28 protein-coding genes are annotated in these 26,083 nt (G+C 73.9%); 21 read left to right on the forward strand and 7 right to left on the reverse strand.

Going from position 1 to position 26,083, the window contains the following annotated elements; all coding sequences use genetic code 11:
* The first annotated feature begins 5 nt into the window (after positions 1 to 5).
* The 18 genes from rho (at position 6) to ACI79Y_RS01430 (ending at position 16,004) form a co-directional block, all read left to right on the forward strand.
* On the forward strand, positions 6 to 2,213 hold the full coding sequence (rho, locus tag ACI79Y_RS01345) for a transcription termination factor Rho (protein WP_457156761.1): 2,208 nt from the start codon (positions 6 to 8) through the stop codon (positions 2,211 to 2,213).
* Between the two features lie 129 nt (positions 2,214 to 2,342).
* Positions 2,343 to 2,567, forward strand: a complete 225-nt coding sequence (rpmE, locus tag ACI79Y_RS01350; protein ID WP_457156762.1) for a 50S ribosomal protein L31 — start codon at positions 2,343 to 2,345, stop codon at positions 2,565 to 2,567.
* A 115-nt stretch (positions 2,568 to 2,682) separates the two neighbouring features.
* Positions 2,683 to 3,759, forward strand: coding sequence for a peptide chain release factor 1 (prfA, locus tag ACI79Y_RS01355; protein ID WP_457156763.1), 1,077 nt, complete (start codon positions 2,683 to 2,685; stop codon positions 3,757 to 3,759).
* A 14-nt stretch (positions 3,760 to 3,773) separates the two neighbouring features.
* Positions 3,774 to 4,631: a peptide chain release factor N(5)-glutamine methyltransferase gene (gene prmC, locus ACI79Y_RS01360; RefSeq protein ID WP_457156881.1), complete on the forward strand. Its 858-nt coding sequence runs from the start codon at positions 3,774 to 3,776 to the stop codon at positions 4,629 to 4,631.
* A 54-nt stretch (positions 4,632 to 4,685) separates the two neighbouring features.
* Positions 4,686 to 5,327, forward strand: coding sequence for an L-threonylcarbamoyladenylate synthase (locus ACI79Y_RS01365; protein ID WP_457156764.1), 642 nt, complete (start codon positions 4,686 to 4,688; stop codon positions 5,325 to 5,327).
* Between the two features lie 183 nt (positions 5,328 to 5,510).
* Positions 5,511 to 6,782, forward strand: coding sequence for a glycosyltransferase family 4 protein (locus tag ACI79Y_RS01370; protein WP_457156765.1), 1,272 nt, complete (start codon positions 5,511 to 5,513; stop codon positions 6,780 to 6,782).
* The gene (locus tag ACI79Y_RS01375) at positions 6,779 to 7,264 is read left to right on the forward strand and encodes a hypothetical protein (protein WP_457156766.1); all 486 of its coding nucleotides are present in this window, start codon (positions 6,779 to 6,781) and stop codon (positions 7,262 to 7,264) included. Before ACI79Y_RS01370 ends, ACI79Y_RS01375 begins: the two co-directional genes overlap by 4 nt.
* A 92-nt stretch (positions 7,265 to 7,356) precedes the next feature.
* Entirely contained in the window at positions 7,357 to 7,602 is a 246-nt protein-coding gene (locus tag ACI79Y_RS01380; RefSeq protein WP_457156767.1) for an AtpZ/AtpI family protein, read from the forward strand.
* The gene (atpB, locus tag ACI79Y_RS01385) at positions 7,599 to 8,426 is read left to right on the forward strand and encodes a F0F1 ATP synthase subunit A (protein ID WP_457156768.1); all 828 of its coding nucleotides are present in this window, start codon (positions 7,599 to 7,601) and stop codon (positions 8,424 to 8,426) included. The genes ACI79Y_RS01380 and atpB overlap by 4 nt, the downstream gene beginning before the upstream one ends.
* A gap of 160 nt (positions 8,427 to 8,586) precedes the next feature.
* The gene (gene atpE / locus ACI79Y_RS01390) at positions 8,587 to 8,820 is read left to right on the forward strand and encodes an ATP synthase F0 subunit C (protein ID WP_457156769.1); all 234 of its coding nucleotides are present in this window, start codon (positions 8,587 to 8,589) and stop codon (positions 8,818 to 8,820) included.
* 55 nt (positions 8,821 to 8,875) lie between these two features.
* Positions 8,876 to 9,418 carry a F0F1 ATP synthase subunit B gene (locus ACI79Y_RS01395; protein WP_457156770.1) on the forward strand — a complete coding sequence of 181 codons (543 nt, stop codon included), beginning with the start codon at positions 8,876 to 8,878 and terminating at the stop codon, positions 9,416 to 9,418.
* Entirely contained in the window at positions 9,418 to 10,248 is an 831-nt protein-coding gene (locus ACI79Y_RS01400; RefSeq protein ID WP_457156771.1) for a F0F1 ATP synthase subunit delta, read from the forward strand. The genes ACI79Y_RS01395 and ACI79Y_RS01400 overlap by 1 nt, the downstream gene beginning before the upstream one ends.
* A 73-nt stretch (positions 10,249 to 10,321) precedes the next feature.
* Entirely contained in the window at positions 10,322 to 11,959 is a 1,638-nt protein-coding gene (gene atpA / locus ACI79Y_RS01405) for a F0F1 ATP synthase subunit alpha (protein WP_457156772.1), read from the forward strand.
* Position 11,960: 1 nt separating this feature from the next.
* Positions 11,961 to 12,914 (forward strand): F0F1 ATP synthase subunit gamma, encoded by a 954-nt coding sequence (locus tag ACI79Y_RS01410; RefSeq protein ID WP_457156773.1) that lies wholly within the window; start codon positions 11,961 to 11,963, stop codon positions 12,912 to 12,914.
* Between the two features lie 103 nt (positions 12,915 to 13,017).
* Positions 13,018 to 14,463, forward strand: a complete 1,446-nt coding sequence (atpD, locus tag ACI79Y_RS01415) for a F0F1 ATP synthase subunit beta (RefSeq protein WP_457075324.1) — start codon at positions 13,018 to 13,020, stop codon at positions 14,461 to 14,463.
* A gap of 299 nt (positions 14,464 to 14,762) precedes the next feature.
* Positions 14,763 to 14,954 carry a hypothetical protein gene (locus tag ACI79Y_RS01420; RefSeq protein ID WP_457156774.1) on the forward strand — a complete coding sequence of 64 codons (192 nt, stop codon included), beginning with the start codon at positions 14,763 to 14,765 and terminating at the stop codon, positions 14,952 to 14,954.
* A gap of 215 nt (positions 14,955 to 15,169) precedes the next feature.
* Positions 15,170 to 15,559, forward strand: coding sequence for a F0F1 ATP synthase subunit epsilon (locus ACI79Y_RS01425; protein WP_457156775.1), 390 nt, complete (start codon positions 15,170 to 15,172; stop codon positions 15,557 to 15,559).
* A 40-nt stretch (positions 15,560 to 15,599) separates the two neighbouring features.
* Complete coding sequence (locus ACI79Y_RS01430) at positions 15,600 to 16,004, forward strand: DUF2550 domain-containing protein (RefSeq protein ID WP_457083610.1); 405 nt, start codon at positions 15,600 to 15,602, stop codon at positions 16,002 to 16,004.
* An 82-nt stretch (positions 16,005 to 16,086) separates the two neighbouring features.
* Here ACI79Y_RS01430 and ACI79Y_RS01435 read toward each other — a convergent pair whose 3' ends face one another.
* Complete coding sequence (locus ACI79Y_RS01435) at positions 16,087 to 16,695, reverse strand: cob(I)yrinic acid a,c-diamide adenosyltransferase (protein ID WP_457156776.1); 609 nt, start codon at positions 16,693 to 16,695, stop codon at positions 16,087 to 16,089.
* A gap of 90 nt (positions 16,696 to 16,785) precedes the next feature.
* Between ACI79Y_RS01435 and murA the strand changes: the two genes are divergently transcribed.
* Positions 16,786 to 18,081 carry a UDP-N-acetylglucosamine 1-carboxyvinyltransferase gene (murA, locus tag ACI79Y_RS01440; protein ID WP_457156777.1) on the forward strand — a complete coding sequence of 432 codons (1,296 nt, stop codon included), beginning with the start codon at positions 16,786 to 16,788 and terminating at the stop codon, positions 18,079 to 18,081.
* A 70-nt stretch (positions 18,082 to 18,151) separates the two neighbouring features.
* On the opposite strand, the gene ACI79Y_RS01445 is transcribed toward murA, so the two are convergent.
* The 6 genes from ACI79Y_RS01445 to ACI79Y_RS01470 form a co-directional block, all read right to left on the reverse strand.
* Positions 18,152 to 18,469 carry a hypothetical protein gene (locus ACI79Y_RS01445; protein ID WP_457156778.1) on the reverse strand — a complete coding sequence of 106 codons (318 nt, stop codon included), beginning with the start codon at positions 18,467 to 18,469 and terminating at the stop codon, positions 18,152 to 18,154.
* A 98-nt stretch (positions 18,470 to 18,567) separates the two neighbouring features.
* A complete protein-coding gene (locus ACI79Y_RS01450) occupies positions 18,568 to 19,593 on the reverse strand; it encodes a Gfo/Idh/MocA family protein (protein ID WP_457156779.1) in 1,026 nt (341 codons plus the stop codon).
* A gap of 70 nt (positions 19,594 to 19,663) precedes the next feature.
* Positions 19,664 to 20,836 (reverse strand): sensor domain-containing phosphodiesterase, encoded by a 1,173-nt coding sequence (locus tag ACI79Y_RS01455; protein WP_457156780.1) that lies wholly within the window; start codon positions 20,834 to 20,836, stop codon positions 19,664 to 19,666.
* A 236-nt stretch (positions 20,837 to 21,072) separates the two neighbouring features.
* Positions 21,073 to 21,804, reverse strand: coding sequence for a YqjF family protein (locus ACI79Y_RS01460; RefSeq protein WP_457156781.1), 732 nt, complete (start codon positions 21,802 to 21,804; stop codon positions 21,073 to 21,075).
* 26 nt (positions 21,805 to 21,830) lie between these two features.
* The gene (locus ACI79Y_RS01465; protein WP_457156782.1) at positions 21,831 to 22,559 is read right to left on the reverse strand and encodes a hypothetical protein; all 729 of its coding nucleotides are present in this window, start codon (positions 22,557 to 22,559) and stop codon (positions 21,831 to 21,833) included.
* 73 nt (positions 22,560 to 22,632) lie between these two features.
* The gene (locus tag ACI79Y_RS01470) at positions 22,633 to 23,541 is read right to left on the reverse strand and encodes a hypothetical protein (RefSeq protein ID WP_457156783.1); all 909 of its coding nucleotides are present in this window, start codon (positions 23,539 to 23,541) and stop codon (positions 22,633 to 22,635) included.
* 57 nt (positions 23,542 to 23,598) lie between these two features.
* On the opposite strand from ACI79Y_RS01470, the gene nucS reads away from it, so the two are divergent.
* Together nucS and ACI79Y_RS01480 are read left to right on the forward strand one after the other, a co-directional pair.
* A complete protein-coding gene (gene nucS, locus ACI79Y_RS01475) occupies positions 23,599 to 24,270 on the forward strand; it encodes an endonuclease NucS (RefSeq protein WP_457156784.1) in 672 nt (223 codons plus the stop codon).
* Between the two features lie 109 nt (positions 24,271 to 24,379).
* The gene (locus tag ACI79Y_RS01480) at positions 24,380 to 26,050 is read left to right on the forward strand and encodes a 3-hydroxyacyl-CoA dehydrogenase family protein (RefSeq protein ID WP_457156785.1); all 1,671 of its coding nucleotides are present in this window, start codon (positions 24,380 to 24,382) and stop codon (positions 26,048 to 26,050) included.
* The last annotated feature ends 33 nt before the right edge of the window (positions 26,051 to 26,083 follow it).

The raw sequence follows: 26,083 nt of genomic DNA on the forward strand, positions 1-26,083 counted from the left end.
TGTACGTGAGCGAGACCTCCGACCTCATCGACGGCGCGCGCGACGCGGCCCCGTCGGACGAGGCAGCTGCCGGCGCCGGAACGGCTCCCCGTTCCCGCCGTCGCGGCAGCGGGCTGTCCGGCATGCTGCTCCCCGAGCTGCAGCGCCTGGCCGGTGAGCTGGGCATCCCCGGCACCGCGAAGATGCGCAAGAGCGACCTGGTCGCCGCCATCTCCGAGCGCCAGGTGAGTGCACCGGCGTCCCCGCCGCAGAGCGGGACCCCGGCCGGCGACGCCCAGAGCGGCGACGCCCAGAGCGGCGACGCCCGGACCACCGACAGCCCGGCCGTCCCGGCGCCCCGCGCCGACGGCGGGGCCGCCACCTCGGCGGCCCCCCTCGAGGCGCCCGTCAGCGGCGGCGCCAACGGCGGGCCGGTCACCACCGCCGACGCCGATCCTGTCGAGGCGGCCCCGACGGGCCGGCGCCGGCGTGCGGCGAGCCGTCCCGCCGGTGCGCCGGCCGGCGGCGACGCGGCTCCGGAAGCGGGCACCGCCGACGCCCCGGCCGCAGAGACCGCCCCGGCCGCAGAGACCGCCCAGGTCACGGAGAGCACCCCGGCCGCGGAGACCGCCCCGGCCGCGGAGACCGCCCCGGCCGACGGTGGCACCGAGGGCGAGCGCCCGCAGCGTGAGCGCCCCAGCCGCAACCGCGACCGCAACCGCGCGGACCGGGACGGCGAGGCGACCCGCGAGGACCGGGGCAACCGCGAGGACCGGGCCGCCCGCTCCGACGGGGGCCGGGACGGCGAGGAGCGCGGCGGTCGCAATCGCAACGACCGCGACAACGACGGGGGCAACCGCGACGAGCGGGGCAACCGCAACGGTCGCAACCGGAACGACCGCGCCGAGCAGCGTGACGGTACCCGGGGCAACGAGCGCACCGACCGCAACGACGTCCGCAGCGACGAAGACGACGACGACTTCGAGGGCAGCGGCCGCCGCCGCGGTCGTCGTTACCGCGACCGCAACCGCCGTGGCGGCCAGGCCGGCGGGCGTGACCGGTTCGAGCAGGGCGAGCCCGCGGTCAGCGAGGACGACGTCCTGCTGCCGGTCGCCGGCATCCTCGACGTGCTGGACAACTACGCGTTCGTCCGCACCTCCGGGTACCTGACCGGCCCGAACGACGTCTACGTGTCGCTGTCCCAGGTGCGCCGGTACGGCCTGCGCCGCGGTGACGCGATCACCGGCGCCGTCCGCCAGCCCCGCGAGGGGGAGCGCAAGGACAAGTACAACGCGCTGGTCCGCCTCGACTCCGTCAACGGCATGGACCCCGAGCAGGCCCGCAACCGCCCCGACTTCACCAAGCTCACCCCGCTCTACCCGCAGGACCGCCTGCGGCTGGAGACCGAGCCGCACCTGATGACCACCCGGGTCATGGACCTGGTCATGCCGATCGGCAAGGGGCAGCGGGCGCTGATCGTCAGCCCGCCGAAGGCCGGCAAGACGATGGTGCTGCAGTCGATCGCCAACGCGATCACCACGAACAACCCCGAGTGCCACCTCATGGTCGTCCTCGTCGACGAGCGGCCCGAGGAGGTCACCGACATGCAGCGGTCGGTGAAGGGCGAGGTCATCGCCTCCACCTTCGACCGGCCGCCGGCGGACCACACCACGGTCGCGGAGCTGTCCATCGAGCGGGCCAAGCGCCTGGTCGAGATGGGCCACGACGTCGTCGTCCTGCTGGACTCGATCACCCGGCTGGGACGCGCCTACAACCTGGCGGCCCCCGCCAGCGGGCGCATCCTCTCCGGCGGTGTCGACTCCACGGCGCTGTACCCGCCCAAGCGGTTCCTCGGCGCCGCCCGCAACATCGAGAACGGCGGCTCGCTGACGATCATCGCCTCGGCGCTGGTCGAGACCGGTTCCACGATGGACACGGTCATCTTCGAGGAGTTCAAGGGCACCGGTAACGCGGAGATCAAGCTCGACCGCCGGCTGGCGGACAAGCGGGTCTTCCCGGCCGTCGACGTCAACGCCTCGGGCACGCGCAAGGAGGAGATCCTCCTCTCGCCCGACGAACTGGCGATCGTCATCAAGCTGCGCCGGGTGCTGTCGGCGCTGGAGCCCCAGCAGGCGCTGGAGCTGCTGCTCGACCGGATGCGGAAGACCCGCAACAACGTCGAGTTCCTCATGCAGGTGCAGAAGACGACGCTCGGCGTCGGCGACAAGGAGTAGGGCGGGGCCGCTCCGGCACCTCCCCATGGCCGTACACTGGCCGATCGAGCCTCCGCCGTCGGGGGCTCGCCCCGCCTCCCGACGGCGTTCGAACCACCAGATCCCGAGACCAGAGAGAGGGTGCACGGCATGAAGGCCGACATCCACCCCGACTACAACGTCACCCAGGTGACCTGTGGTTGCGGCAACACGTTCACCACCCGCAGCACCGCCCCCGGCGGCACGCTGACGGTCGAGACCTGCTCCGCCTGCCACCCCTTCTACACCGGCAAGCAGCGCATCCTGGACACCGGTGGCCGCGTCGCCCGCTTCGAGAAGCGGTTCGGCAAGCGCGCCACCGGCGCCGAGAAGTAGCACCTCCGACGGCGCCCGCGCCGCCCCGCACCGGGGCGGGGCGGGCGCCGTCGTCATGTCCGGACCCAGCCCGGGCATAAATGGCCATTTCTGCCCTCCTCGCAGGAGCGTGTGCGTGAGCAGCAGTGACACCGGCAGCGACCGGCTGGCCGGGCTGCTCAGCGAGCACGCCGAGCTCGAGCTGGAGCTCGCCGACCCGGCGGTCCACGCCGACACCGCACGCGCCCGCCGACTGGGCCGTCGCTACGCCCAGCTCGCCCCGGTGGTGGAGACCGCCCGCGCGCTGGACGCCGCCGGCGACGACCTGTCCGCTGCACGGGAGCTGGCCACGGAGGACGCCTCCTTCGCCGCCGAGGCCGAGGCCCTGCAGACCCGCGTCACCGAGCTGACCCAGCGCCTCACCGAGCAGCTGCTGCCGAAGGACCCCGACGACGACAAGGACGTCATCCTCGAGATCAAGGCGGGCGAGGGGGGCGCCGAGTCGGCGCTCTTCGCCGGGGACCTGCTCCGCATGTACCTGCGCTATGCCGAGCGCCAGGGCTGGTCCACCGAGGTGCTCGACGCCGTGCCCGCCGAGCTGGGCGGCTACAAGGACGTCGCGGTGGCGATCAAGGCGCGCGGGACCGAGGCTGTCTGGTCGCGGCTGAAGTTCGAGGGCGGCGTGCACCGGGTCCAGCGGGTGCCGGTCACCGAGTCCCAGGGGCGGATCCACACCTCCGCCGTGGGCGTGCTCGTGCTGCCCGAGGCCGAGGAGGTCGACGTGAGCGTCGACCCGAACGACCTGCGCATCGACGTCTTCCGCTCCTCCGGCCCCGGCGGGCAGAGCGTGAACACCACCGACTCCGCGGTGCGGATCACCCACCTGCCCAGCGGCATCGTGGTCAGCTCGCAGAACGAGAAGAGTCAGCTGCAGAACCGCGAGTCCGCGTTGCGCGTGCTGCGCTCCCGGCTCCTCGCCGCCGCCCGTGAGGAGGCCGACGCGGCGGCCAGCGACGCCCGCCGCAGCCAGGTCCGCACCGTCGACCGCAGCGAGCGGGTGCGCACCTACAACTTCCCGGAGAACCGGATCTCCGACCACCGGGTCGGCTTCAAGGCGCACAACCTCGACCAGGTGCTGGACGGCGAGCTGGACCCGGTGATCGACGCGCTCACCGCCGCGCACACCGCCGAGCTGCTGGCGGCCGGCTCCTGACCGCCGCCCGCACCCTGCTCGCCGACGCGGCGCGCCGGCTCGCCGAGGCGGGGGTGGAGTCGCCGCGGGTCGACGCCGAGCTGCTGCTCGCCGCCGTCCTGGGCACGTCCCGGGCCGGGCTCCTCACCGCCGGCGACGTGTCGGCGGCCGCCGCCGACCGGTTCGCCGGGTGGGTCGGGCTCCGCGCCGACCGGGTGCCGCTGCAGCACCTCACCGGCACCGCTCCCTTCCGGCACCTGGAGCTCGCGGTCGGGCCCGGGGTGTTCGTGCCCCGCCCGGAGACCGAGCTCATCGTCGGCTGGGTGCTGGACCGCATCGCCGGTCGGGATGCGCCGCTCGTCGTCGACCTGGGCACCGGCTCGGGGGCGATCGCGCTGTCCGTCGCCCACGAGCACCCCGGAGCGCGCGTCGTCGCCGTCGAACGCGACGCGGGGGCGATCGAGTGGACCAGGCACAACGCCCGTGCCCGGGCCGCCGCCGGCGACGCCCCGGTCGACGTGCGCGCCGGTGACATGACCGATCCGCGGCTGCTCACTGAGCTCGACGGCGCGGTCGACGTCGTCGTCTCCAACCCGCCCTACGTGCCCGACGGCGCCGGGCTGCCCCGGGAGGTCGCCGACCACGACCCGCCGCTGGCGCTGTGGGGCGGCCCGGACGGTCTGGACGTCGTCCGTGGCCTGCTGGACACCGCGGCCCGCCTGCTGCGGCCCGGCGGGTGGCTGGCCATCGAGCACGCCGACCAGCAGGGGGCGTCGCTGCCGGCGCTGGTCCGCGCGCACGGCGGCTGGACCGAGGTGGCCGACCACGCCGACCTCGCCGGCCGGCCGCGCTACGCCACGGCTCAGCGCACCGGGCACCACCCCGCCAGGTAGTCGGAGTCCACCTCTTCGCGGCGGGCCACGTGCGGTGGAGCAGACTGCGCACTCGTGCCCGACGTCTTCGACTGCAGTGACCCCGAGCAGCGCGAGCAGGGGCTGACCGCCGCGGCGGTCGCCGTCTCGCGCGGTGAGCTCGTCCTCGTGCCCACCGACACGGTGTACGGCGTCGCCGCCGACGCCTTCACCCCGGCGGCCGTCACCCGGCTGCTGGCCGCCAAGAACCGCGGTCGCAGCATGCCCACACCGGTGCTCATCGGTGAGGCGTCCACCCTGGCCGGCCTGGTGGTGACCGTCCCGAAGGTCGCCCACGCCCTGGCCGAGGCGTTCTGGCCGGGCGGGCTGACCCTGGTGGTCGAGCACGCGCCCTCGCTGGCGTGGGACCTCGGCGACGCGGAGGGCACGGTGGCGGTCCGCCTGCCCGACGACGACGTGGCCCGCGACCTGCTGCGGCGCACCGGCCCGCTGGCGGTCTCCAGCGCCAACCGCTCCGGCCGGCCGGCGGCGACCACCGCGGAGGAGGCGATGGCCCAGCTGGGCGAGCACGCCGCCGTGGTGCTCGACGCCGGGCCGCGGACCGGGAGCGCGGCGAGCACGATCGTCGACTGCACCGCGCCGACCCCGCGGGTGCTCCGGCACGGCGCCATCGACGTCGAGCGGCTGCGCGAGGTCGTGCCCGAGGTCACCGACTAGCGGGCCGGACGCGAGCGCAGTTCACAGCTGTCTGCCAGGGGTGGGGGCGCGGGCACGGGATACCGTGGCGTGTCAGCCGCGTGCCCCGCCCCGGGCGCTGCGGGCGCCGACGTCCCACCACCGCTCTGGAGTGCACCGCGATGACCCGTCCGTCCGGAACGCACACGACGGTCCGCTGATCGCATGCGCGAGTACGCCGTCGTCCTGCTCGCCGCGGGCCTGGTCACCTTCCTGGCGACCCCCGTGGTGCGGGTGGCGGCGGTCCGCTTCAAGGTGATGGCGGCGGTCCGCGACCGCGACGTGCACGTCATCCCCACGCCTCGCGGTGGGGGAGTGGCGATGTACCTGGGGGTGGCCGCCGGCGTGCTGGTCGCCTCGCAGCTGCCGTCGCTGCAACGCAGCTTCGAGTTCAGTTCGCAGACGGTGGCCGTGCTGGTCGCCGGCGGGCTGATCTGCCTGCTCGGGGTGCTCGACGACCGGTTCGGCCTCGACGCGCTCACCAAGCTCACCGGTCAGATCGCCGCGGCCGGGGTGATGGTCCTGCTGGGCGTCCAGCTGGCCTACGTGTTCCTGCCGGTGGCCGACATCGGCACCCTCTCGCTGGGCCCGGACGTCGGGGTGCCGGCCACCGTGCTGCTGACCGTGCTCACGGTCAACGCGCTGAACTTCATCGACGGCCTCGACGGCCTGGCCGCAGGTGTCTCGGCGATCGCGGCCCTGGCGTTCTTCGCCTACAGCTACCACCTGGGCTACATCGGCTACGACGACGTCTCCAGCGCCCCCGCGCTGATCACCGCCGTCCTGGCCGGCGCCTGCCTGGGCTTCCTGCCGCACAACTTCAGCCCGGCGCGGATCTTCATGGGCGACTCCGGGTCGATGCTGGTCGGATTGATGCTCTCCGCGGCCGCGGTCTCGGCCACCGGGCAGACCGACTCGCAGACGCTGGGCTCCGCGGCCAGCCTGCTACCGCTGACCCTCCCGCTGCTGGTGCCGGTCGCGGTGCTCTTCATCCCCTTCATGGACCTGGTCATGGCCGTCGTGCGGCGCAGCATGCGCGGGCAGTCACCGTTCGCGCCGGACAAGATGCACCTGCACCACCGGCTGCTGTCCATCGGTCACTCGCACCGCCGGGCAGTGCTGATCATGTACTTCTGGGCCGCCCTGCTGAGCTTCGGCGCCGTCGCGCTGTCCATCACCGGCGGCACCGTCGAGGTGCTCGTGGTGATCGGTGCGCTGCTGGTCGTCGGGGTGGTCGTCGTCCTCAGCCCGCGCGCCCGGCGGGCCGCGATCGCCGCCCGCCAGGCCGAGCTCGCCGCGATGCGCGAGCGCAGCCGCACCGCTCACCCCGCGACCCGCGCGGCGCGGGGGAGGGGCGCGGCCGAGGTCGTGCCGACGCAGCCCGACGCGGTGCCCACGCGGGCCGGCACGGCCCCGCCGGCGGGGGTGCGCCGGTGACCGCCCCGTCCCCGGGCCGGTCGGCCGTGCCGTGGGACCTGTCGTTCCTGCGGATCGGTGTGCTGGCCACCAGCGTGCTGGCCGCGGTCGCCGCGCTGGTCGTCGGCATCGCGCTGAGCTGGGCGGATGCGCTGACCGTGCTGCTCGGCAGCGCGGTGGTCACCTTCTTCTTCTGCGTCTCCGGGGCGGTGGTCGGCTGGGCCGGCCGGGTCGACGACACCTGGACGCTGCCGGCCGCGCTGGGCACCTTCGGGCTCAAGGCCGTCCTGCTCTTCCCCCTGCTGACGGGGCTGCCGGAGGACGGCTGGCCGGACCGCCGGGTGATGGCCTGGACGGTGGTCGCCGGGGCGCTGCTGTGGAGCGGGGTGCAGCTGCGGTGGGTGTGGACCCGGCAGCTCTACTACGTTCCGCCACCCGCACCGCCGGGTGGGGCCCCAGGTGGGCCGGGCAGCGGACCCGGCGAGGCCCCGACACGCGGCTGATAGTCTCCGTCGCGATGGCCGAGGACCTGCCCGCTCGCGGGGAAGCCCGACCACGACCCGCGAGCCCCGCTCGTCAGCCCAGTGGGGCGGACATGGGCTGGGCGGTCACCGGGACGATGATCTCCGGGATGGCCGTGTGGGGCGGGGTCGGGTGGCTGCTCGACCGGTGGCTGGAGACGATCTTCTTCCTGCCGGTAGGCGTGCTGCTCGGCGTGACGGTGGCCATCTACGTTGTGGTCAAGAAGTACGGCGCGCTCGACCCGGTCCCCGGGCAGCGCACCGGCACCACCCCGGGCGGACGACGGAGCCAGCCCAGGACGCAGAAGGGACGACGGTGACCTCCAGCGCCCACGCGCTCGGCGACGTGCTCGCTGTGGAGAGCGACCCCGGTGGCGGCTTCGTGCCCCCCGGCCTCGGTGAGTTCTTCCCCGAGGCGCTCTTCCAGTTCTCGATCCTCGGCGTCGAGTTCGAGATCACCCGCATCACGCTGCTGCTGTGGATCGCGACCGCGGCGATGATCGCCTTCCTGGTCGCCACGGTCCGCAACCCGCAGATCGTGCCGGGGAAGCTCCAGTACCTCGGGGAGAGCGGCTACTCGTTCGTCCGCGACGGGATCGCCCGTGATGTGGTCGGGCCCAAGGGCCTGCCGTTCGCGCCGTTCCTCGCCTCGCTCTTCTTCTTCATCCTGGCGAACAACCTGATGGCGATCATCCCGTTCGCGCAGATCTCCCCGATGTCGCGGTTCGCCTTCCCGCTGGTGCTGGCGCTCATCTGCTGGGTCGTCTACATCGCGGTCGGCATCAAGAACCAGGGGTTCGTGCCCTACTTCCGGGACATCGCCTTCCTGCCCGGCGTGCCCAAGCCGATGTACGTCCTGATCACCCCGCTCGAGCTGCTGCAGAACTTCATCGTGCGGCCGTTCACGCTGGCGATCCGGCTCTTCGCAAACATGTTCGCCGGCCACATGCTGCTGGTGACGTTCGCGCTGGGAGCCACCTACCTGCTCACCGTCGGCAACTTCTCGGCCGTCTTCGGGCCGCTGTCGGCGCTGATGGCGATCGTGATGACCTTCTTCGAGCTGCTGGTGATCTTCCTGCAGGCCTACGTCTTCACGATGCTGATGGGCACCTACCTCAACGGCTCGGTCGAGGCCGCGCACTGACCTCGGCATCCCCGGATCGACGGGGTCGCCGCTCGCCGCGAGCGGGCGACCTGCGACGATCCTGCTGACTGCACCACCCGCACGACCTGCACCACCTGCACGGCCCCGCCAGCCGCCCGGTGTCCACCGGGCGACGACACAGGAGGAACACCCCGCGATGATGGACGTACTCGCAGAGATCAACGGCAGCATCGGTTCGGTCGGCTACGGCATCGCCACGATCGGCCCCGGCATCGGTGTGGGTCTGGTCTGGGCCGCGTACATCCAGGCCACCGCCCGTCAGCCCGAGTCGGCCGGCCTGACCCGTACCTACGCCTTCCTCGGCTTCGCCCTCGCCGAGGCGCTGGCCCTGATCGGCTTCGTCGCCCCCCTCGTCTACGGCACCGGCGCCTGATCCTGGACTCCTCGACGAGTCCGGTCACTGACACTCAGACAGGGACGATGTGAGCATGAGCATCCTGGCCGCGGAGAGCCAAAACCCGCTCCTCCCGCCGTTGGGCGAGATCATCATCGGGCTGATCGCCTTCGCGGTCCTCCTGTTCGTGATGATCAAGCTCGTCGCCCCCCGCTTCGAGCAGGTCTTCCAGGCCCGCCGCGAGGCGATCGAGGGCGGGATCGAGCGGGCCGAGGCGATGCAGGCCGAGGCCAAGGCGGCGCTGGAGCAGTACCGCGCCCAGCTGGCCGAGGCCCGTACCGAGGCGGCGCAGATCCGCGACGCCGCGCGCGCCGAGGGACAGCGCATCATCGAGGAGCTCCGGGCCCAGGCCCAGGAGGAGTCCGCGCGGATCGTCGCCCGCGGCGAGGAGCAGCTCGCTGCCTCCCGTCAGCAGGTGGTCACCGAGCTGCGCGGCCAGATCGGCACGCTCGCAGTCGACCTGGCCGGCCGGGTCGTCGGTGAGTCCCTCGCCGACGACGCGCGCCGCAGCGGCACCGTCGACCGGTTCCTGGACGACCTGGACGGCATGACCGCCACGTCCGGGGGCACTCGCTGATGCACGCCGCCAGTCGGGCCGCTCTGGAGGCCTCCCGAGCGCAGCTGGAGCAGCACACCGCGGGGGCGCGCAGTCGCACCCGTGGTGAGTCGCTGCTGTCGCTGGCCGACGAGCTGTTCGCCGTGGCGCACCTGCTCGACGGCCAGGTCACCCTCCGGCGTGCGCTGTCCGACCCGTCCGTCCGCCCGGACGACCGGGCCGGGCTGGCTCGCCGGCTGCTGTCCGCCCAGCTCGGTGCCACCGCCCTCGACGTCGTCGAGACGGTGGCCCGGCAGCGGTGGTCCCGGCCGCTGGACCTCGTCGAGGCCACCGAGACCCTGGCGACGGAGGCCGCGCTCGACGCGGCCGACGCCCGCGGGGAGCTCGACGGCGTCGAGGACGAGCTGTTCCGGTTCGGCCGCATCGTGGCCGCGGACGGGCAGCTGGCCCGGATCCTCGGTGACCGCTCGGCCCCCCGGGCGGGGAAGCTGGAGCTGCTGGACCGGCTGCTGGCCGGGAAGGTCAGCCCGGTGACGGAGCGGCTGCTGCGGAACTCGCTGACCAGCTCGCACGTCTTCAATGCGGAGAACGAGGTCGAGCGACTGTCCACGGTCGCCGCCCACCGGCGTGGCCGGTCGGTCGCGTCCGTGATCAGCGCCGTCCCGCTCACCGAGCCCCAGCAGCGGCGGCTCGTCACCGCCCTCGAACGGATCTACGGGCGCACCATGGGGCTGCAGGTCCAGATCGACCCGGGAGTCCTCGGTGGGCTGGTCATCCGGGTCGACGATGAGGTCATCGACGGCAGCATCGCCCACCGCCTCGAGGCCGCCGGCCGGCGGCTGGCCGGCTGACCGCCACGGCCTGCCGCGTACACCCGGCCCGCCGCACCACCCACAGACACCAGCAGAAGAGGACGCGAGAGCCATGGCCGAGCTGACGATCTCCGCGGACGAGATCCGCAGTGCCATCCAGAACTACGTCACCGAGTACACCCCGGACGTCTCCCGGGAAGAGGTCGGGGTCGTCACCGAGTCCGGAGATGGCATCGCCCGGGTCGAGGGCCTGCCCTCGGTCATGACCAACGAGCTGCTCGAGTTCGAGGGCGGCGTGCGCGGCCTGGCGCTGAACCTCGACACCCGCGAGGTCGGTGTCGTCATCCTCGGTGACTTCGCCGGCATCGAGGAGGGCCAGACGGTCCGCCGGACCGGTGAGGTCCTCTCCGTGCCCGTCGGTGACGGCTACCTCGGCCGGGTCGTCGACCCGCTCGGCAACCCCATCGACGGCGCCGGCCCGATCGAGACCACCACCCGCCGCGCCCTCGAGCTGCAGGCGCCCACCGTGGTGCAGCGGCAGTCGGTGCACGAGCCGATGCAGACCGGCATCAAGGCGATCGACGCCATGACGCCCATCGGCCGGGGCCAGCGTCAGCTGATCATCGGTGACCGGCAGACCGGCAAGTCCGCGATCGCGCTGGACACGATCATCAACCAGAAGCAGGCCTGGGCGACCGGCGACCCGAAGCAGCAGGTCCGCTGCATCTACGTCGCTGTGGGCCAGAAGGGCTCCACGATCGCGGCCACCCGGGCCGCGCTCGAGGACGCCGGCGCGATGGAGTACACGACCATCGTCGCCGCCCCGGCCTCCGAGGCCGCCGGCTTCAAGTACATCGCCCCCTACACCGGCTCGGCCATCGGCCAGCACTGGATGTACGAGGGCAAGCACGTCCTGATCGTCTTCGACGACCTGTCCAAGCAGGCCGAGGCCTACCGCGCCGTGTCGCTGCTGCTGCGCCGTCCGCCGGGCCGCGAGGCCTACCCCGGCGACGTCTTCTACTTGCACTCCCGCCTGCTCGAGCGTTGTGCGAAGCTCAACGACGAGCTGGGTGCGGGGTCGATGACCGGCCTGCCGCTCATCGAGACCAAGGGCAACGACGTCTCGGCGTACATCCCGACCAACGTCATCTCCATCACCGACGGGCAGATCTTCCTCGAGACCGGTCTGTTCAACTCCGGTGTGCGCCCGGCGATCAACGTGGGCATCTCGGTGTCCCGCGTGGGTGGGTCGGCGCAGATCAAGGCGATGAAGTCCGTCGCCGGCCGGCTCCGCCTGGACCTGGCGCAGTTCCGTGAGCTGGAGGCCTTCTCCTCCTTCTCCTCGGACCTCGACGCCTCCAGCCGGGCCACCCTGGACCGCGGTCAGCGGCTGGTCGAGCTCCTCAAGCAGGGGCAGTACTCGCCGTACCCGGTGGAGCGCGAGGTCGTCTCGCTGTGGCTGGGCACCACCGGCAAGCTGGACCGGGTCCCGGTCAGCGACGTGCGCCGGTTCGAGTTGGAGTTCCTGGACTTCATCGCCCGGGGCGACAACACCGTCTTCGACGACATCCGCAACAGCAAGGTGCTCAGCGACGACACGGTGAGCAGCCTGGAGCGGGCGGTGGACAGCTTCTACGGGCAGTTCACCACCGGTGAGGGCGAGTCGCTGCAGGTCAACGAGCCGGAGGTCGAGTCCCTGGACGCGAGCGAGCGCGGCCAGGAGACCGTCCGGGTCAAGCGGAGCTCCTGACGTGGCCGGTAGCCTGCGCGCGCTGCGGCGCCGGATCCGCTCCACGCGGTCGACGAAGAAGATCTTCTCGGCGCAGGAGCTGATCGCCGGTGCCCGCATCGTGCGTGCCCAGGCTCGGGTGGAGGCCTCCAAGCCGTACTCCCGGGAGATCACCCGGGTGCTCTCGGCGCTGGCGGGATCCGCCAGCCTGGACCACCCGCTGCTCACCGAGCGGGAGAACCCGCGGCGGGTGGCGGTCCTGGTGATCACCTCCGACCGGGGGTTCGCCGGCTCGTACAACGTCAACGTCCTGCGGCGTACCGAGGAGCTCCTCGGCCTGCTGCGGGACGAGGGCAAGGAGCCGCTGCTGTACGTCGTCGGCCGCAAGGGCGAGACGTACTACCGGTTCCGCGACCGCGACCTCGAGGACAGCTGGACCGGCTTCTCCGAGCAGCCCGGGTACGAGAACGCCCAGGAAGTTGGCTCCACCCTCATCGAGGCGTTCACCGCCGGTGAGGACGACGCCGATGGCGGAGCAGGCGACGACGGCGTGCTGGGCGTCGACGAACTGCACATCGTCTACACCGAGTTCCGCTCGCTGCTGTCCCAGGTGCCCGTCGCCAAGCGGATGGCACCGCTGGTCGTCGAGGAGGTCGACGACCTCGAGGAGGAGCAGTCCACCAACGGCTCCGAGCCGGTGGCCTCCTACGAGTTCGAGCCCTCCCCGGAGCAGCTGCTCGACGCCCTGTTGCCCAAGTACGTCACCACCCGCATCTACGCGGCGATGCTGGAGGCCGCGGCCTCGGAGTCGGCGTCGCGGCGGCGGGCGATGAAGTCCGCCTCGGACAACGCCGAGGAGCTGGCCAAGAACCTGTCGCGCCAGGCCAACCAGGCCCGGCAGGCGGAGATCACCCAGGAGATCAGCGAGATCGTCGGCGGCGCCGACGCACTGGTCTCCGCGGGCCAGGACGACTGAGCCCCGCACCCGTTCCACCGTCCCCGGCGGCGGCGCAGACCGCCGCCGCCGGGGACACTGAAGACGTAGGACCACCGAGCCCGAGGGCAGGAGAGCAGCACAGATGACCGTCACCGAGGACCGTCCGACCACCCGGGAGACGACCGGCTCCGGCCGCGTCGTCCGGGTCACCGGGCCGGTCGTCGACGTCGAGTTCCCCCGCGACGCGATGCCCGACCTGTTCAACGCGCTGAAGGTCGACGTCACCCTGGCCGACCTCCGCAAGACGCTGACCCTCGAGGTCGCCCAGCACCTGGGCGACAACGTGGTCCGCACCATCTCCATGGCCCCGACCGACGGCCTGGTCCGCGGGGCGCCGGTCACCGACACCGGCTCGGCGATCTCCGTGCCCGTCGGCGAGGCCGTCACCGGCCACGTGTTCAACGCGCTCGGCGAGTGCCTGGACACCCCCGGCTACGGCGAGGACGCCCCGCACTGGACGATCCACCGGCACGCGCCGAAGTTCGACCAGCTCGAGGGGCGCACCGACCTGCTCGAGACCGGCATCAAGGTCATCGACCTGCTCACGCCCTACGTGCGTGGCGGGAAGATCGGTCTGTTCGGTGGCGCCGGCGTGGGCAAGACGGTCCTCATCCAGGAGATGATCCGTCGCGTCGCCCAGGAGTTCGGTGGCGTCTCGGTCTTCGCGGGAGTGGGGGAGCGGACCCGCGAGGGCAACGACCTCATCACCGAGATGACCGAGTCCGGCGTCATCAACTCGACCGCGCTGGTCTTCGGCCAGATGGACGAGCCGCCGGGCACCCGGCTGCGGGTCGCGCTCTCGGCGCTGACCATGGCGGAGTACTTCCGCGACGAGGCCGACCAGGACGTGCTGCTCTTCATCGACAACATCTTCCGGTTCACCCAGGCCGGCTCGGAGGTCTCCACGCTGCTCGGCCGCATGCCGTCCGCGGTGGGCTACCAGCCGACCCTGGCCGACGAGATGGGCACGCTGCAGGAGCGGATCACCTCCACCCGCGGCCGGTCGATCACCTCGATGCAGGCGATCTACGTGCCTGCCGACGACATCACCGACCCGGCGCCGCACACCACGTTCGCCCACCTCGACGCGACGACCGTGCTCTCCCGGCCCATCTCTGAGAAGGGCATCTACCCGGCCGTCGACCCGCTGGACTCCACCAGCCGGATCCTCGACCCGCAGTACATCGGGCAGGAGCACTACGACATCGCCCGCGAGGTGCAGCGGATCCTGCAGCGCTACCAGGAGCTGCAGGACATCATCGCGATCCTCGGCATCGACGAGCTCGGTGAAGAGGACAAGGTCACCGTCAACCGGGCCCGTCGCATCGAGCGCTTCCTGTCGCAGAACATGTTCGTCGCCGAGGCGTTCACCGGTCAGCCGGGCTCCTACGTCCCGCTGTCGGAGACGCTGCAGGCCTTCAAGGCGGTCGCGGCCGGCGAGTACGACCACGTCCCGGAGCAGGCCTTCTTCATGTGCGGTGGCCTCGAGGACCTCGAGCGGAACTTCGACAAGCTCAAGAAGAGCTGAGGAAGGACCACCCTTCCCCCCACGCCTCGCAGGCTCGGCGCGGGTCCCTGGAGGGTGGCCGTTCCATCAGGTCAGCAGCGGCCGGGTCTCCCTTCGGGGAGGCCCGGCCGCTGTCGTCCCGCCCCAGCGGACGGTGACGACGCGCGGCGGCGGACCGCCCGATCGGGTGGTGTCCGCACCGGGGCCTCAAGGAACCGTCCGGACGTGACGACGATGGTGCGAGAGCGCCCGACCAGCGGGTGCGGCACTCGGGAGTTCGGCTCGTGCACAGGTGGGACCTCGCAGGACCGCTGCGACGGGTGGGTGGGGACACGGAGCCGGGGAACCAGCGCACGCCGCTGCCCGCCGACGCCCTGGAGTGGAGCTGGCCGCCCTACGCGCCGGTCGAGGGTCGTTCCTTCAGCGACGAGGAGTGGGCTCCACCCTCGGTCGTCTGGCACCCCCAGGTGCGGCTGGGCCGCTGGACCGTCGTCTACCGCCGCAGCGCCTGACGAGGTCGAAGGACCCTCCTGCCCCCCCGCCACTCGGTCCGCTCGTGGCGGGCCCTGCAGGGGGGCCGGTCCGTGTCGGCAGCGGGGCCGTGGGGCCGTTGACGAGGTGCCGCCACGGCTGCAGTTAGAGTGGAGCCGACCCGTCGCCGCGTCCAGCCGGACCGGTGGCCCGCACCGCCGGCTGACCGCCGGCCCGGTGACCCCCGAGGAGTGTCGTGGCGACCCTGCAGGTCGAGCTCGTGGCCGTGGAGCGGATGATCTGGTCCGGCGAGGCCACCCGGGTGATCGCGCGGACCACCGAAGGCGAACTCGGGGTGCTGGCCGGCCATGCGCCGCTGCTCGGCGAACTGGCCCCCGGCGGGGTCGTCCGCATCCAGCAGGAGTCCGGCGAGGAGCTCGTCGTCGCCGCGCACGGGGGCTTCCTCTCCATCACCGGCCAGGGTGTCTCCATCCTCGCCGAGACCGCGGAGTTCGCGAACGAGATCGACGTCGAGCGGGCGCGTGAGGCGCTGCGCCGCGCCCAGCAGGCCGGGGACGACCCCGAGGCGGTCGCGGCCGCACGTCGCGCGCAGTCCCGGCTGCGGGCCGCCGGCCAGGACGCCTGATCGCCCGGACCACTCCCTCGCGCCCGCCAGCCCCGCCCCGGTGACCACCCTCGTCCTGGTCGTCGCCGGCGTGCTGCTGGTGGCGCTGATCGCCGCCTTCTTGCTGCGCCGCCGGTTCCTGCTCTCCGGGCTGGGCGCGGTGACGATGTGGCTGCGACCTCCCGACGCCGGTCGCTGGGCGCTCGGCGTCGCCTGGTACTCCGGTGACACCCTGCTCTGGTACCGGGCGCTCTCCCTCTCCGTGCGGCCCAACCGGCGGCTGTGCCGCGGGGAGTTCCGGGTCGACGCGCGGCGCCGCCCGGACCAGGGCGACCTGGCCCTGCCGGCCGAGAGCGTGGTGCTGACCTGCCGCACCGGCGCGGGCCCGCAGGAACTGGCCATGGACCCCTCGACGGTGACCGGCTTCCTGTCCTGGATCGAGTCCGCCCCGCCGGTCGACCGATAGAGGACCCCCGTGCCCCCCACCGCTCGCAAGCTCGCGGCGGGGCCCTGCACGGGGGCCGTTCCAGACTGACGTCAGCGCGTCGTCAGTCAGTCGCGCGGGCCTCGCGCTGGGCGTGGGCGCCGCTGTGCGCGCCGGGCTGCCACAGCACGTCGCCGTCCGGGTTCGCCCGCCGGGCCAGGATGAACAGCAGGTCCGAGAGCCGGTTCAGGTAGCGGGCGGTCTCGGCGTTGGTGTGCTCGGCGTCGACCTCCAGCAGCGCCCACACGCTCCGTTCGGCCCGCCGGGCCACCGTGCGGGCCTGGTGCAGCAGCGCGGCCAGCGGTGTGCCGCCGGGCAGCACGAACGAGGTGAGCGCGGGCAGCTGCGCGTTGTGCTCGTCGCACGCCGCCTCCAGCCGCTCGGTGTACGCGCCGGTGATCCGCAGCGGCGGGTGCGCGGGCTCCGCGACCACCGGCGTGGACAGGTCGGCGCCGACGTCGAAGAGGTCGTTCTGCACCGAGCTCAGCAGCGCGGCCACCTCGGGGGCGGGGGAGCCCAGGGCCAGCGCGACGCCCAGCACGCTGTTGGTCTCGTCGACGTCGGCGTAGGCGATCAGCCGGCGGTCGGTCTTGGTCACCCGGGACATGTCGCCCAGGTGCGTCTGGCCGGCGTCACCGGTGCGGGTGTAGATGCGGGTCAGCCGGACGGTCATGGTCAGGAGCCTAGAAGACGAGCCCTGCTGCCCCCACCGCTCGCAGGCTCGCGGTGGGGCCGTGCAGCAGGGCCGCCGTAGGGTGTTCCGGTGGAGTGCTTCGAGGTGACCGGCGGGACGTCGCTGCGCGGCCGGGTCCGGGTCACCGGCGCGAAGAACAGCGCCCTCAAGCTGATGGCCGCCGCCCTGCTCGCCCCGGGGCGGACCACGCTCGACGAGGTGCCCGACATCCTCGACGTGGAGATCATGGGCGAGGTGCTGCGCCGGCTGGGCTGCGACGTCAGCTACGAGCGGTACCCGGCGCGCGAGGGGGAGAGCCGCAGCGGGGGTGGCCGCGTGCTCATCGACGTCCCGGAGCAGCCCTCCAGCGAGACCGACTACGACCTGGTGCGCCGGATGCGCGCCTCGATCAGCGTCCTCGGCCCGCTGGTCGCCCGGCTGGGCACCGCCAAGGTCGCGCTCCCCGGGGGCGACGCGATCGGCTCCCGCGGGCTGGACATGCACGTCGCCGGCCTCGAGCGGCTGGGCGCCAGGGTGGTCAACGAGCACGGCTTCCTGATCGCCACCGCCCCGACGCTGGTCGGCACCTCCATCTGGCTGGACTTCCCGTCGGTGGGCGCCACCGAGAACCTGGTGATGGCCGCCGCCCTGGCCCAGGGCACCACGGTGGTCGACAACGCGGCCCGCGAGCCGGAGATCGTCGACCTGTGCCGGATGCTCACCGCGATGGGCGCCCGGATCGAGGGCGCCGGCACCTCCACGATCACCGTCGAGGGGGTCACCGAGCTCCGCCCCGTCGAGTACACGACGGTGCCCGACCGGATCGTCGCCGGCACGTGGGCGATCGGGGCGGTGATGACCCGTGGCGACGTCCTGGTGGAACGCGCGGTCGCCGACCACCTCGCCGTGCCGCTGGAGAAGCTGGTCGCGGCCGGGGCGACCGTCGAGACCCGGCCCGACGGCGTGCGGGTCGCGATGGACGACCGGCCCCGCGGGCTCGACATCGTCACGCTGCCCTTCCCGGGGTTCCCCACCGACCTGCAGCCGATGGCGGTCGCGCTGGCCGCGGTGTCCACGGGCACCGCGCTGATCACCGAGAACGTCTTCGAGGGCCGGTTCATGTTCGTCAACGAACTGGTCCGGCTCGGCGCGGACGTGCGGATCGACGGCCACCACGCGGTGGTCCGGGGCCGGGAGCGGCTGTCCAGCGCTCCGGTGCTGGCCACCGACATCCGTGCCGGCGCCGGCCTGGTGCTGGCCGGCCTGCTCACCGACGGGGTGACCGAGGTGCAGGACGTGCACCACATCGACCGCGGCTACCCGGCGTTCCTGGAGCAGTTGCGCGGCGTCGGGGTGCAGATCGAGCGGACCGAGCGGCCGGGCTGACCGGCGATCGGCCCTCGCGCGGGGGCCTGGGTCGAGCGGAGCGAGGTCCGGGCGGCGTGGGGGTCCTGCGTCACTGCCCGTGGAACGACAGCGCCAGCGCACGGGCGCGCGGCAGGTCCTCGGGGAAGACCAGCACGTCGGAGCGGTGGGCGGCGGGGTGCCGGATCGTCGAGCGGATGCCGGCGTCGGAGAGCACCGCCCGGAAGGCCAGCGCCGACTCCCGGCGGGTCATCGTCGCCACCGGGGTGAGCAGCTCCTCGGCCCGGCGCGGCTTCGACGAGGTGTCCGAGGCGAAGGCCCAGCGCAGGAACAGCCCGATCAGCGCCAGCCCGACCAGCGCGATGGCCGGCCCGACGAGGAAGTGCAGGCTCCCGGCGTCGATCGGCACGTCGACCTCCCCGCTGGACCGGGCCGGCCCGCCACCGGCTCGCGACCGAGTCTGCCACTGCCGCCGTGCACGCGACCCGTGGTCACCGGCCGGCGGCGTCACAGCCGGACGACGACGCCCTCGGTGGCGCTGCGGCGGGCGGCGTCGAGCACGGTGAGGCTGGCGACGGCGTCCCGGGGCTCCACCGGCACCAGCCCGAGGCCGCGCACCGCTGCGGCGAACGCCGGGTAGAAGGTGTCCCAGGCGCCGGGCAGCGTCGGCACCCGGTCCTCGTGGTCGCCGCGCCGGACCCGGCCCCAGCGCTCCTCGGGCTCGGCGCCCCAGTCGGTGCCCAGGGTGGCCGGGGTCTGCCCGGCGAGCAGCGCGTCCTCCTGGCCGTCCATCGGCCCACCGACGACGTAGCTGCCGGTGGTGCCGGTGACCCGGAACCGGTCACCGGGTGCGCCCTCGCTCCAGCTGCCGGCGAGATGCGAGCGGGCGCCGTTCGCGTGGGTCAGGGCGACGAAGACGTCGTCGTCCAGGCCGTTCCCGCGGACCCGCCACTCGGCGTAGACCGACGTGACCGGGCCGAGCAGCACCAGCGCCTGGTCGACCAGGTGGCTGCCGAAGTCCAGCAGCGTGCCGCCGCCGGCTGGTCCGGGACCGGCCTCGGGGGCGAAACGTTCGAAGCGGGACTCGAACCGGGTGATCGTGCCCAGCGTCCCCGCCTCGGCCAGCGCCCGGACGGTGCGGAAGTCGGAGTCCCAGCGCCGGTTCTGGTACGGCGACAGCGCCAGGCCCAGCCGTTCGGCCCGCTCGGCGCTGGCCCGCGCTGCGGCGGCGTCGAGCGCGAAGGGCTTGTCGCACACGACCGCCAGGCCCAGCTCCAGCGCCTGGTCGGTCAGGGCGCTGTGGGTGTCCGCGGGCGTCGAGATCGCCACCGCCTCCGCCCCGGCGGCGCGCAGCTCGGCCAGCGAACCGAACGTCGCCGTCCCCGGGTGCTCGCGGGCGACGAGCTCCCGCCGTTGCGCCGAGGAGGTGACGACCCCGACCAGGTCGACCTCCGCCGCGGCCGCGAGCAGCGGCGCGTGGAAGTACCGGCCGCCGAAGCCGTACCCCACCAGCCCGAACCGAACGGGTTCCACCACGGTGCTCCTCACCTCGACGACGCGTGCGGTGATCCTCTCCTGCCGGGCCCCGGGAGCGGCGGGCGGCTCAGAGCAGGGGCGCCGGGCGGCCGAACAGGTGTCCCTGGCCGCGGCACACGCCCAGGCGCCGGAGGGACTCGACCTCGGCGGGCTCCTCGACCCCCTCCGCCACCAGGACGGCGCCCGTGGCAGCCGCGAAGCTGACCATCGCGGTGACCAGGGCCTGCTTCGCCGGGTCGCGGTGCAACCCGGCGACGAGCGCGATGTCCAGCTTGACGACGTCGGGGTGCAGCCGCAGCACGTGCCGGAGGCTGGCGTACCCGGCGCCGGCGTCGTCGACGGTCAGCCCGATGCCGGCCTCGCGCAGGCAGTGGAGGCCCCGTTCCAGGGCGTCGTAGTCGTCGACCGGGCTGTGCTCGGTGACCTCGACCGCGAGGTCGAGGTGCCGGTGGTCGAGCAGCAGGCCGGTCACCGACCGGCACAGCAGCGCCTGCGGGGAGAGGTTGAGCCCCAGCGGTCGGCCCGCCGGCAGGCGCGGGGCGACGGCGAGCGCGGCGCGGGCGGCCAGCTCCTCCAGTTCGACCCCCAGTCCTGCCGCGGCCGCGGCGCTGAACAGCGCCGCTGGTCCGTCCTCGACGTCGGGGAACCGGGCCAGCGCCTCGTACGCCACGGTCGCTCCGGTGGCCAGGTCGACGATCGGCTGGACGTGGGTGACGACCGCGCCCTCGCTGAGCACCTCGCGCACCCGCTCGGCGGGGTCGGCCGGGGGCTCGGGCAGCGGCTCGGCCAGCCGGTCGGCGATGAGGTCGGCCAGCAGCTCCAGGGTGCGGGCGGCCGCGCCGTCCAGGTGGGCGCCATCGTCCTGGCTGACGCAGCAGAGCATGCCGACGGGACGGCCGTCCGGGCTGCGCACCGGCGCGCCCACGTAGGAGCCGATGCCGAGATCGGTGGTGACGGCCAGGTCGCGCGTCTCGGGACGCCGACGGGCACCGGTGACCACCGGGGGGAGCTGCCCGTTGAGCACCCGCACGCAGAACGAGCCCTCCAGCGAGGGCTCCATCCCCTCGTGCACGTGCACGGTGTCCAGCGCGCCGGTGGCGGCCCGGATCTGCTGGGTGCTCTCGGTGAACGTCGACATCCAGGCCACGTCCATGCCCAGCCGGGTGCGCGCCGCGTCGAGCACGCGGTGCAGCCAGGCGGGGGACAGGGCGACGGTCGGCGTCGGCGGGCTCCCGGTCACCTCCGCAGTGTCGCGCACCACACCCGGTGACGGAACGTCCTGGTCCTGATTGCCTCGGCGGGTCGTCCGACCGGTGCACGAGCGCCTGCACCAGTTCGCCCAGCGCCGCCAGTCCCAGGCCAGCCGGCCGACATGCCCGGCGTCGACGGCGACCTGCGCAGGCCGCAGCCGTCCGCCGTCTGACCTGCGGGCCCCGCGCAGCGAGCCCGGTCCGGCGGTGGTCCACCGGGTCGGGCTCAGCGCAGCAGCGGGCCGAACCGGACGTCGACGCCGGGGGAGAACAGCACGCTGTCCGGGGTGCCGGTGGTGCCCGGCAGCCCGGTCGCGGCCAGCAGTGACTCCTCCAGGCAGACCAGCTCCGCGTGCCGCAGCGGCCACTCGGGGTGCTCGTTGGGCCAGTAGACCGGCCCACGCCGACCCGGCCGGTGCAGCCCCCAGCGGGCGGTGAGGAACCGGGCCAGTGCGTCGTCCCCGGCCACGGGGTCCCCGATCCGCACCTCGATCCGGCTCTCCGCCGGCCGCGGGCCCGGCCAGCGGCGGGTGGAGGTGTAGCGGACGAGGTCGCCGGTGCGCGCGACGCGCATCCGCGACCACAGGTAGGGCAGCCGGGCCACCCAGCGGGCGGCGAGCACCGGCAGCAGCCGCTCGGCGTCCAGCGACCGGAAGACCACGCCCCGGCGACCGGCGGCGTCGACCGAGTACAGCCGCACGTTGGTCTCGGCGAACGTGCCGAGGTACGGCAGGCCGGGGCTGCCGAACACGCCGATGCGGAGCATCCGGAAGGGCACCAGCCCGACGTAGGTGGCGCCCTCGTGCACGTCGGGCACGGTGCCGGCCGGCAGCAGCGGTGCGACGACCGCCGGGTCGACCGCCCAGTGCAGGAAGGTGAGGTCCCGCCAGCCCTGGGTGGAGATGGCGCGCAGGACCGGCCGCGGGCTGGTCGCTGTCGACGGTTCGGGATCGGCCACGGTGTCCAGCCTCCCCGGTCGGGGGCTCAGACGGGCAGCGGGAGGTCGCGGTAGGTCCGGCCGGCGAGCCAGCCCCAGCCGCCGTCGTCGGTGAGCGGGGCCTCGGTCCACACCCATCCGCCGTCGGGAGCGCGGGTGAAGGGCTGCAGGTCGAAGGAGAGGCGCAGCTCGTCGGTGACCGTGCGGCCCAGGTTGTGCGCCAGCAGGACGACCGTGACGCCGGTCCAGCCGAACCGCCGGCCGGTGCACCCGGCCAGTCCCGCGGCCACCTCGGGGGCCGGCACCACCAGCTGCAGGGTGAGGCACCGCTGGTGCGGACCGGGGTGCTGGCCGCCGCGGCGCGGGGGGAGGGGCAGCGACCCGGGATCGCGGAACCGGCCGCGGGAGGCGCGGCCCGGCTCCACCAGCGCCGGGGTGACGCCGTGGTTCTCCACCTCGAGCAGCACCTCGAAGCGGACGTCGCCGTCGCCGCGGGAGGCCAGCACGTCGGCCACCCGCACCGACACGGCCGGCGCCGTCGCGTCCAGGGCGGCCCGGGAGGTCGTCACGCTCGGGGACAGGGCAGCCGCGGGCCGCGCCCCGGCGTAGGCCACCAGCAGCCCCAGGACCGGGGGAGCGGCGGTGACCACGGCGGTGAGCACCCGGTCGTCGAGGACGACGGCCAGCGGTGCGGCGACCAGCAGCTGAGCGGCGACGACGCCGAGCAGCAGCTGCTCGCGCCGGGAACCGTCCAGCAGGGTGGTCGGTCGCCGCACGGCTCGACCCTGGCAGCCCGCGGCGACCGGGTGCCCTCGACACGCCCGGCGCGGAGCGGTGGTGCCGCCGAGGTCACGCCGTCAGGTCGGCGCACCCCTGCTCGTGCGGCAGCAGCGGCCGGAAGGTGACCGACCACCGGGTGCCGTCGGCGCCCACCCACGGGGTCTGCGTGGTGGCCTCCCGGGCGGCGGCGGCCACCGCGGTGGCCTGCTCTCCGTCGACGGTCAGGCAGGTCACCCCCGGCGCGATCGGCTCACCCGGCAGCGCCGGCCCGGGCCACTCCCGCTCCGGTGAGGCCGCGTCCTCCGGGGCGGCAGGGTCGTCGGCCGGTTCGGTCCAGGGGCGCACCAGGGCCGCGACGGCGGTCGGCTCGTACTGCTCCGCCTCGCCCACCGCGTCCGCGCCGAGGGTGGCGGTCAGGTCGGTGAGGGCGTCGCGCAGGTCGGCGAGCCGGGCGCGGGCCTCCTGCTGGTCCTCGGTCAGCCCGCTGTCGGGCCAGTCGCGCCCCTCGGCCAGGGCGTAGGCCTCCCGGACGAAGGTCCCGTCGGCGGTGTGCAGGGTGAACCGGGTGCTGGTGGCGTCGGCCACCGGCGGCGAGCCGAGGTCGCCGTCCTCCGCGAGCCCGGCGTCCAGCGCCCGCTGGGCCAGCTCCCGCACGGCGTCCGGGTCGATCTGCTGCACCTGCACGTTGGGCCAGGCGGGGCCCGGGTAGACCGCCACGACCGGGCCCTCGGTGATCACCCGGCCGTCGGCGTACACGGCCACCACCGGCAGCCGGGCGGCGAGCATCTCCGGGGTGGTGAACCCGCCGGTCTGCTCGACCGCCAGCACCAGCGCGTCGGCGGCCTCCGGCAGCTCCGGGCCGGGGCTGGGGGAGGACGTGGACGGCGGCGCGCCGGCGCTGCCGCCCTGCGCGCAGGCGGCGAGCACGGTCAGCAGGGCGGCGAGGGCGGTCGCGCGGACCGCGGTGATCAGGCGCACGCCACCAGGACGAAGGGGGCGGGCGGTCGGTTCCACGGCCCGGTAGCGTCGCCGACCGTGCGTCTGGTCATTGCCCGCTGCTCCGTCGACTACATCGGGCGGCTCACCGCCCACCTGCCGCCCGCCCTGCGGCTGCTGCTGGTCAAGGCCGACGGGTCGGTGTCCATCCACGCCGACGACCGGGCCTACAAGCCGCTGAACTGGATGAGCCCGCCGTGCTCGCTCAAGGAGGAGCTGACCGACGGCGCGGGCATCTGGACGGTCACCAACAAGGCCGGCGAGCAGCTGATCATCACCATCGAGTCGGTGGAGCACGACTCCCGGCACGAACTCGGCGTCGACCCGGGCCTGCAGAAGGACGGCGTCGAGGCCGACCTGCAGCGGCTGCTGGCGATGCACGTGGAGACCTTCGGCGCGGGCTGGTCGCTGGTGCGCCGGGAGTACCCGACCGCGATCGGCCCGGTCGACCTGCTCTGCCGGGACGCCGACGGCACGACGGTGGCGGTGGAGATCAAGCGGCGCGGGGAGATCGACGGGGTCGAGCAGCTCACCCGCTACCTGGAGCTGCTCAACCGCGACCCGCTGCTCGCCCCGGTCAAGGGCGTGTTCGCCGCCCAGGAGATCAAGCCGCAGGCCCGGGTGCTCGCCACCGACCGGGGCATCGACTGCCTCACCGTCGACTACGCCGTCCTCAAGGGCACCGACGACCCCTCCGCCCGGCTCTTCTGAGGAAGGACCCCTCGAAGGGCCTCCCTGCAGGGCGCCCGGATCGCCGAGCGGTGGTCGCTGAGGTGCCGGGTGGGAGACTCCGACGGTCACCGGACGAGAGGACGGCAGCGTGGCCAGGGAACTGACCGAGGTCGGCGTCGTGGGGCTGGGCATCATGGGCGCCGGCATCGCCGAGGTGCTCGCCCGCGCCGGCCTGTCGGTGACCGCCGTCGACGTGACCGACCAGGCGCTGGAGCGGGGGCGGGCGCACGTCGAGACCTCCACCGGCAAGGCGGTCGCCCGCGGCCGCCTCGACCCGGCCGACCGGGACGCCGTCCTGTCCCGGATCCGCTTCACCACCGCGATGGACGAGCTCGCCGTCGCCGGGCTCGTCGTGGAGGCCGTGCCCGAGCGGCTGGAGCTGAAGACGTCGGTGCTGGCCACGCTGGACCGGGTCTGCCCGCCGGGGACGATCCTGGCCACCAACACCTCCAGCCTGTCGGTCACCGAGCTCGCCGTGACCACCGGCCGCCCGGGCAGGGTCGTCGGGATGCACTTCTTCAACCCGGCGCCGGTGATGAAGCTGGTCGAGGTGGTGCGCACCGTCGTCACCGAGCCGTCGGCCGTCGAGGACGTCGAGGCGCTGTGCGGGCGGCTGGGCAAGGTCGCCGTCACGATCGGCGACCGCGCCGGCTTCCTCGCCAACGCGCTGCTGTTCGGCTACCTCAACTCCGCCGTCTCGATGCTGGACAACGGCCACGTCACCCGGGAGGACCTGGACGACGCCATGCGGCTGGGCTGCGGCCTGCCGATGGGGCCGTTGGCGCTGCTGGACCTGATCGGCCTCGACACCGCCCACGAGGTCCTGGAGACGATGTACCGGCAGTCGCGGGACCGGCTGCACGCGCCCAGCCCGCTGCTCACCCAGCTGACGGCCGCCGGGCTGCTGGGCCGGAAGACCGGCCGCGGCTTCTGGACCTACGCCGGCCCCGGCTCCGCCGAGGTGGTGCCCGACGCGCAGACCCCGGTCGCCGGGAGCGCCGCGCAGGGGGCCCGCCCGGTACAGGTCGTGGGCGTCGTCGGCGGCGGGCCGCTGGCCACCGCCCTCGCGGAGCGCGTCGCCGCGAGCGGGCTGGACGTCACGGCCGTCGCCGACCACGCGCAGCTGACCGGCCTGGCCGACGCGGACCTGGTGGTGGTCGCCGGGGGCGAGGAGCCGGCGGTCGAGCGGGCGCTGTTCGCCGAGCTGGGCCGGCTCACCCGGCCCGGGACGGTGCTGGCCACCACCTCGCGCGCGCCGGTGGTCCAGTGCGCCCAGGCCAGCGGCCGCCCCGCTGACGTCGTCGGCCTGCACGTCCCCGGCCCGGCACCCGCGGAGCTCCGGGTGGCCGAGGTGGTCACCACCGTCGTCACCGAGCCGGACGCCGCCGCCACCGGGCACGCGCTCTGCGACCGGCTGGGCATCCGGTCGGTGTCCAGCGCCGACCGGGCCGGGTTCGTCGTGGACGCGCTGCTGTTCCCCCACCTGAACGACGCGGTGCGGATGCTGGAGGCGCACTACGCCACCGCCGACGACATCGACGCGGCGATGACGCTGGGCTGCGGCTACCCGACGGGCCTGCTCGAGCTGCTCGACGGCATCGGCCTGGACGTCGCGCTGGCGGCCCAGCGGCAGCTCTACGCGGAGTCCCGTGAGCCGGGCCTCGCACCGGCTCCGCTGCTGGAGCACCTGGTCGCCGCCGGTCACCTCGGGCGCCGGACCGGTCGCGGGTTCCGCGACTCCGCGGGTCGGCAGGACTAGTGCCCCGCCGCGGCGGCTCCCGCCGCGACCGGT

Source organism: Modestobacter sp. SYSU DS0875 (genome assembly GCF_054050915.1).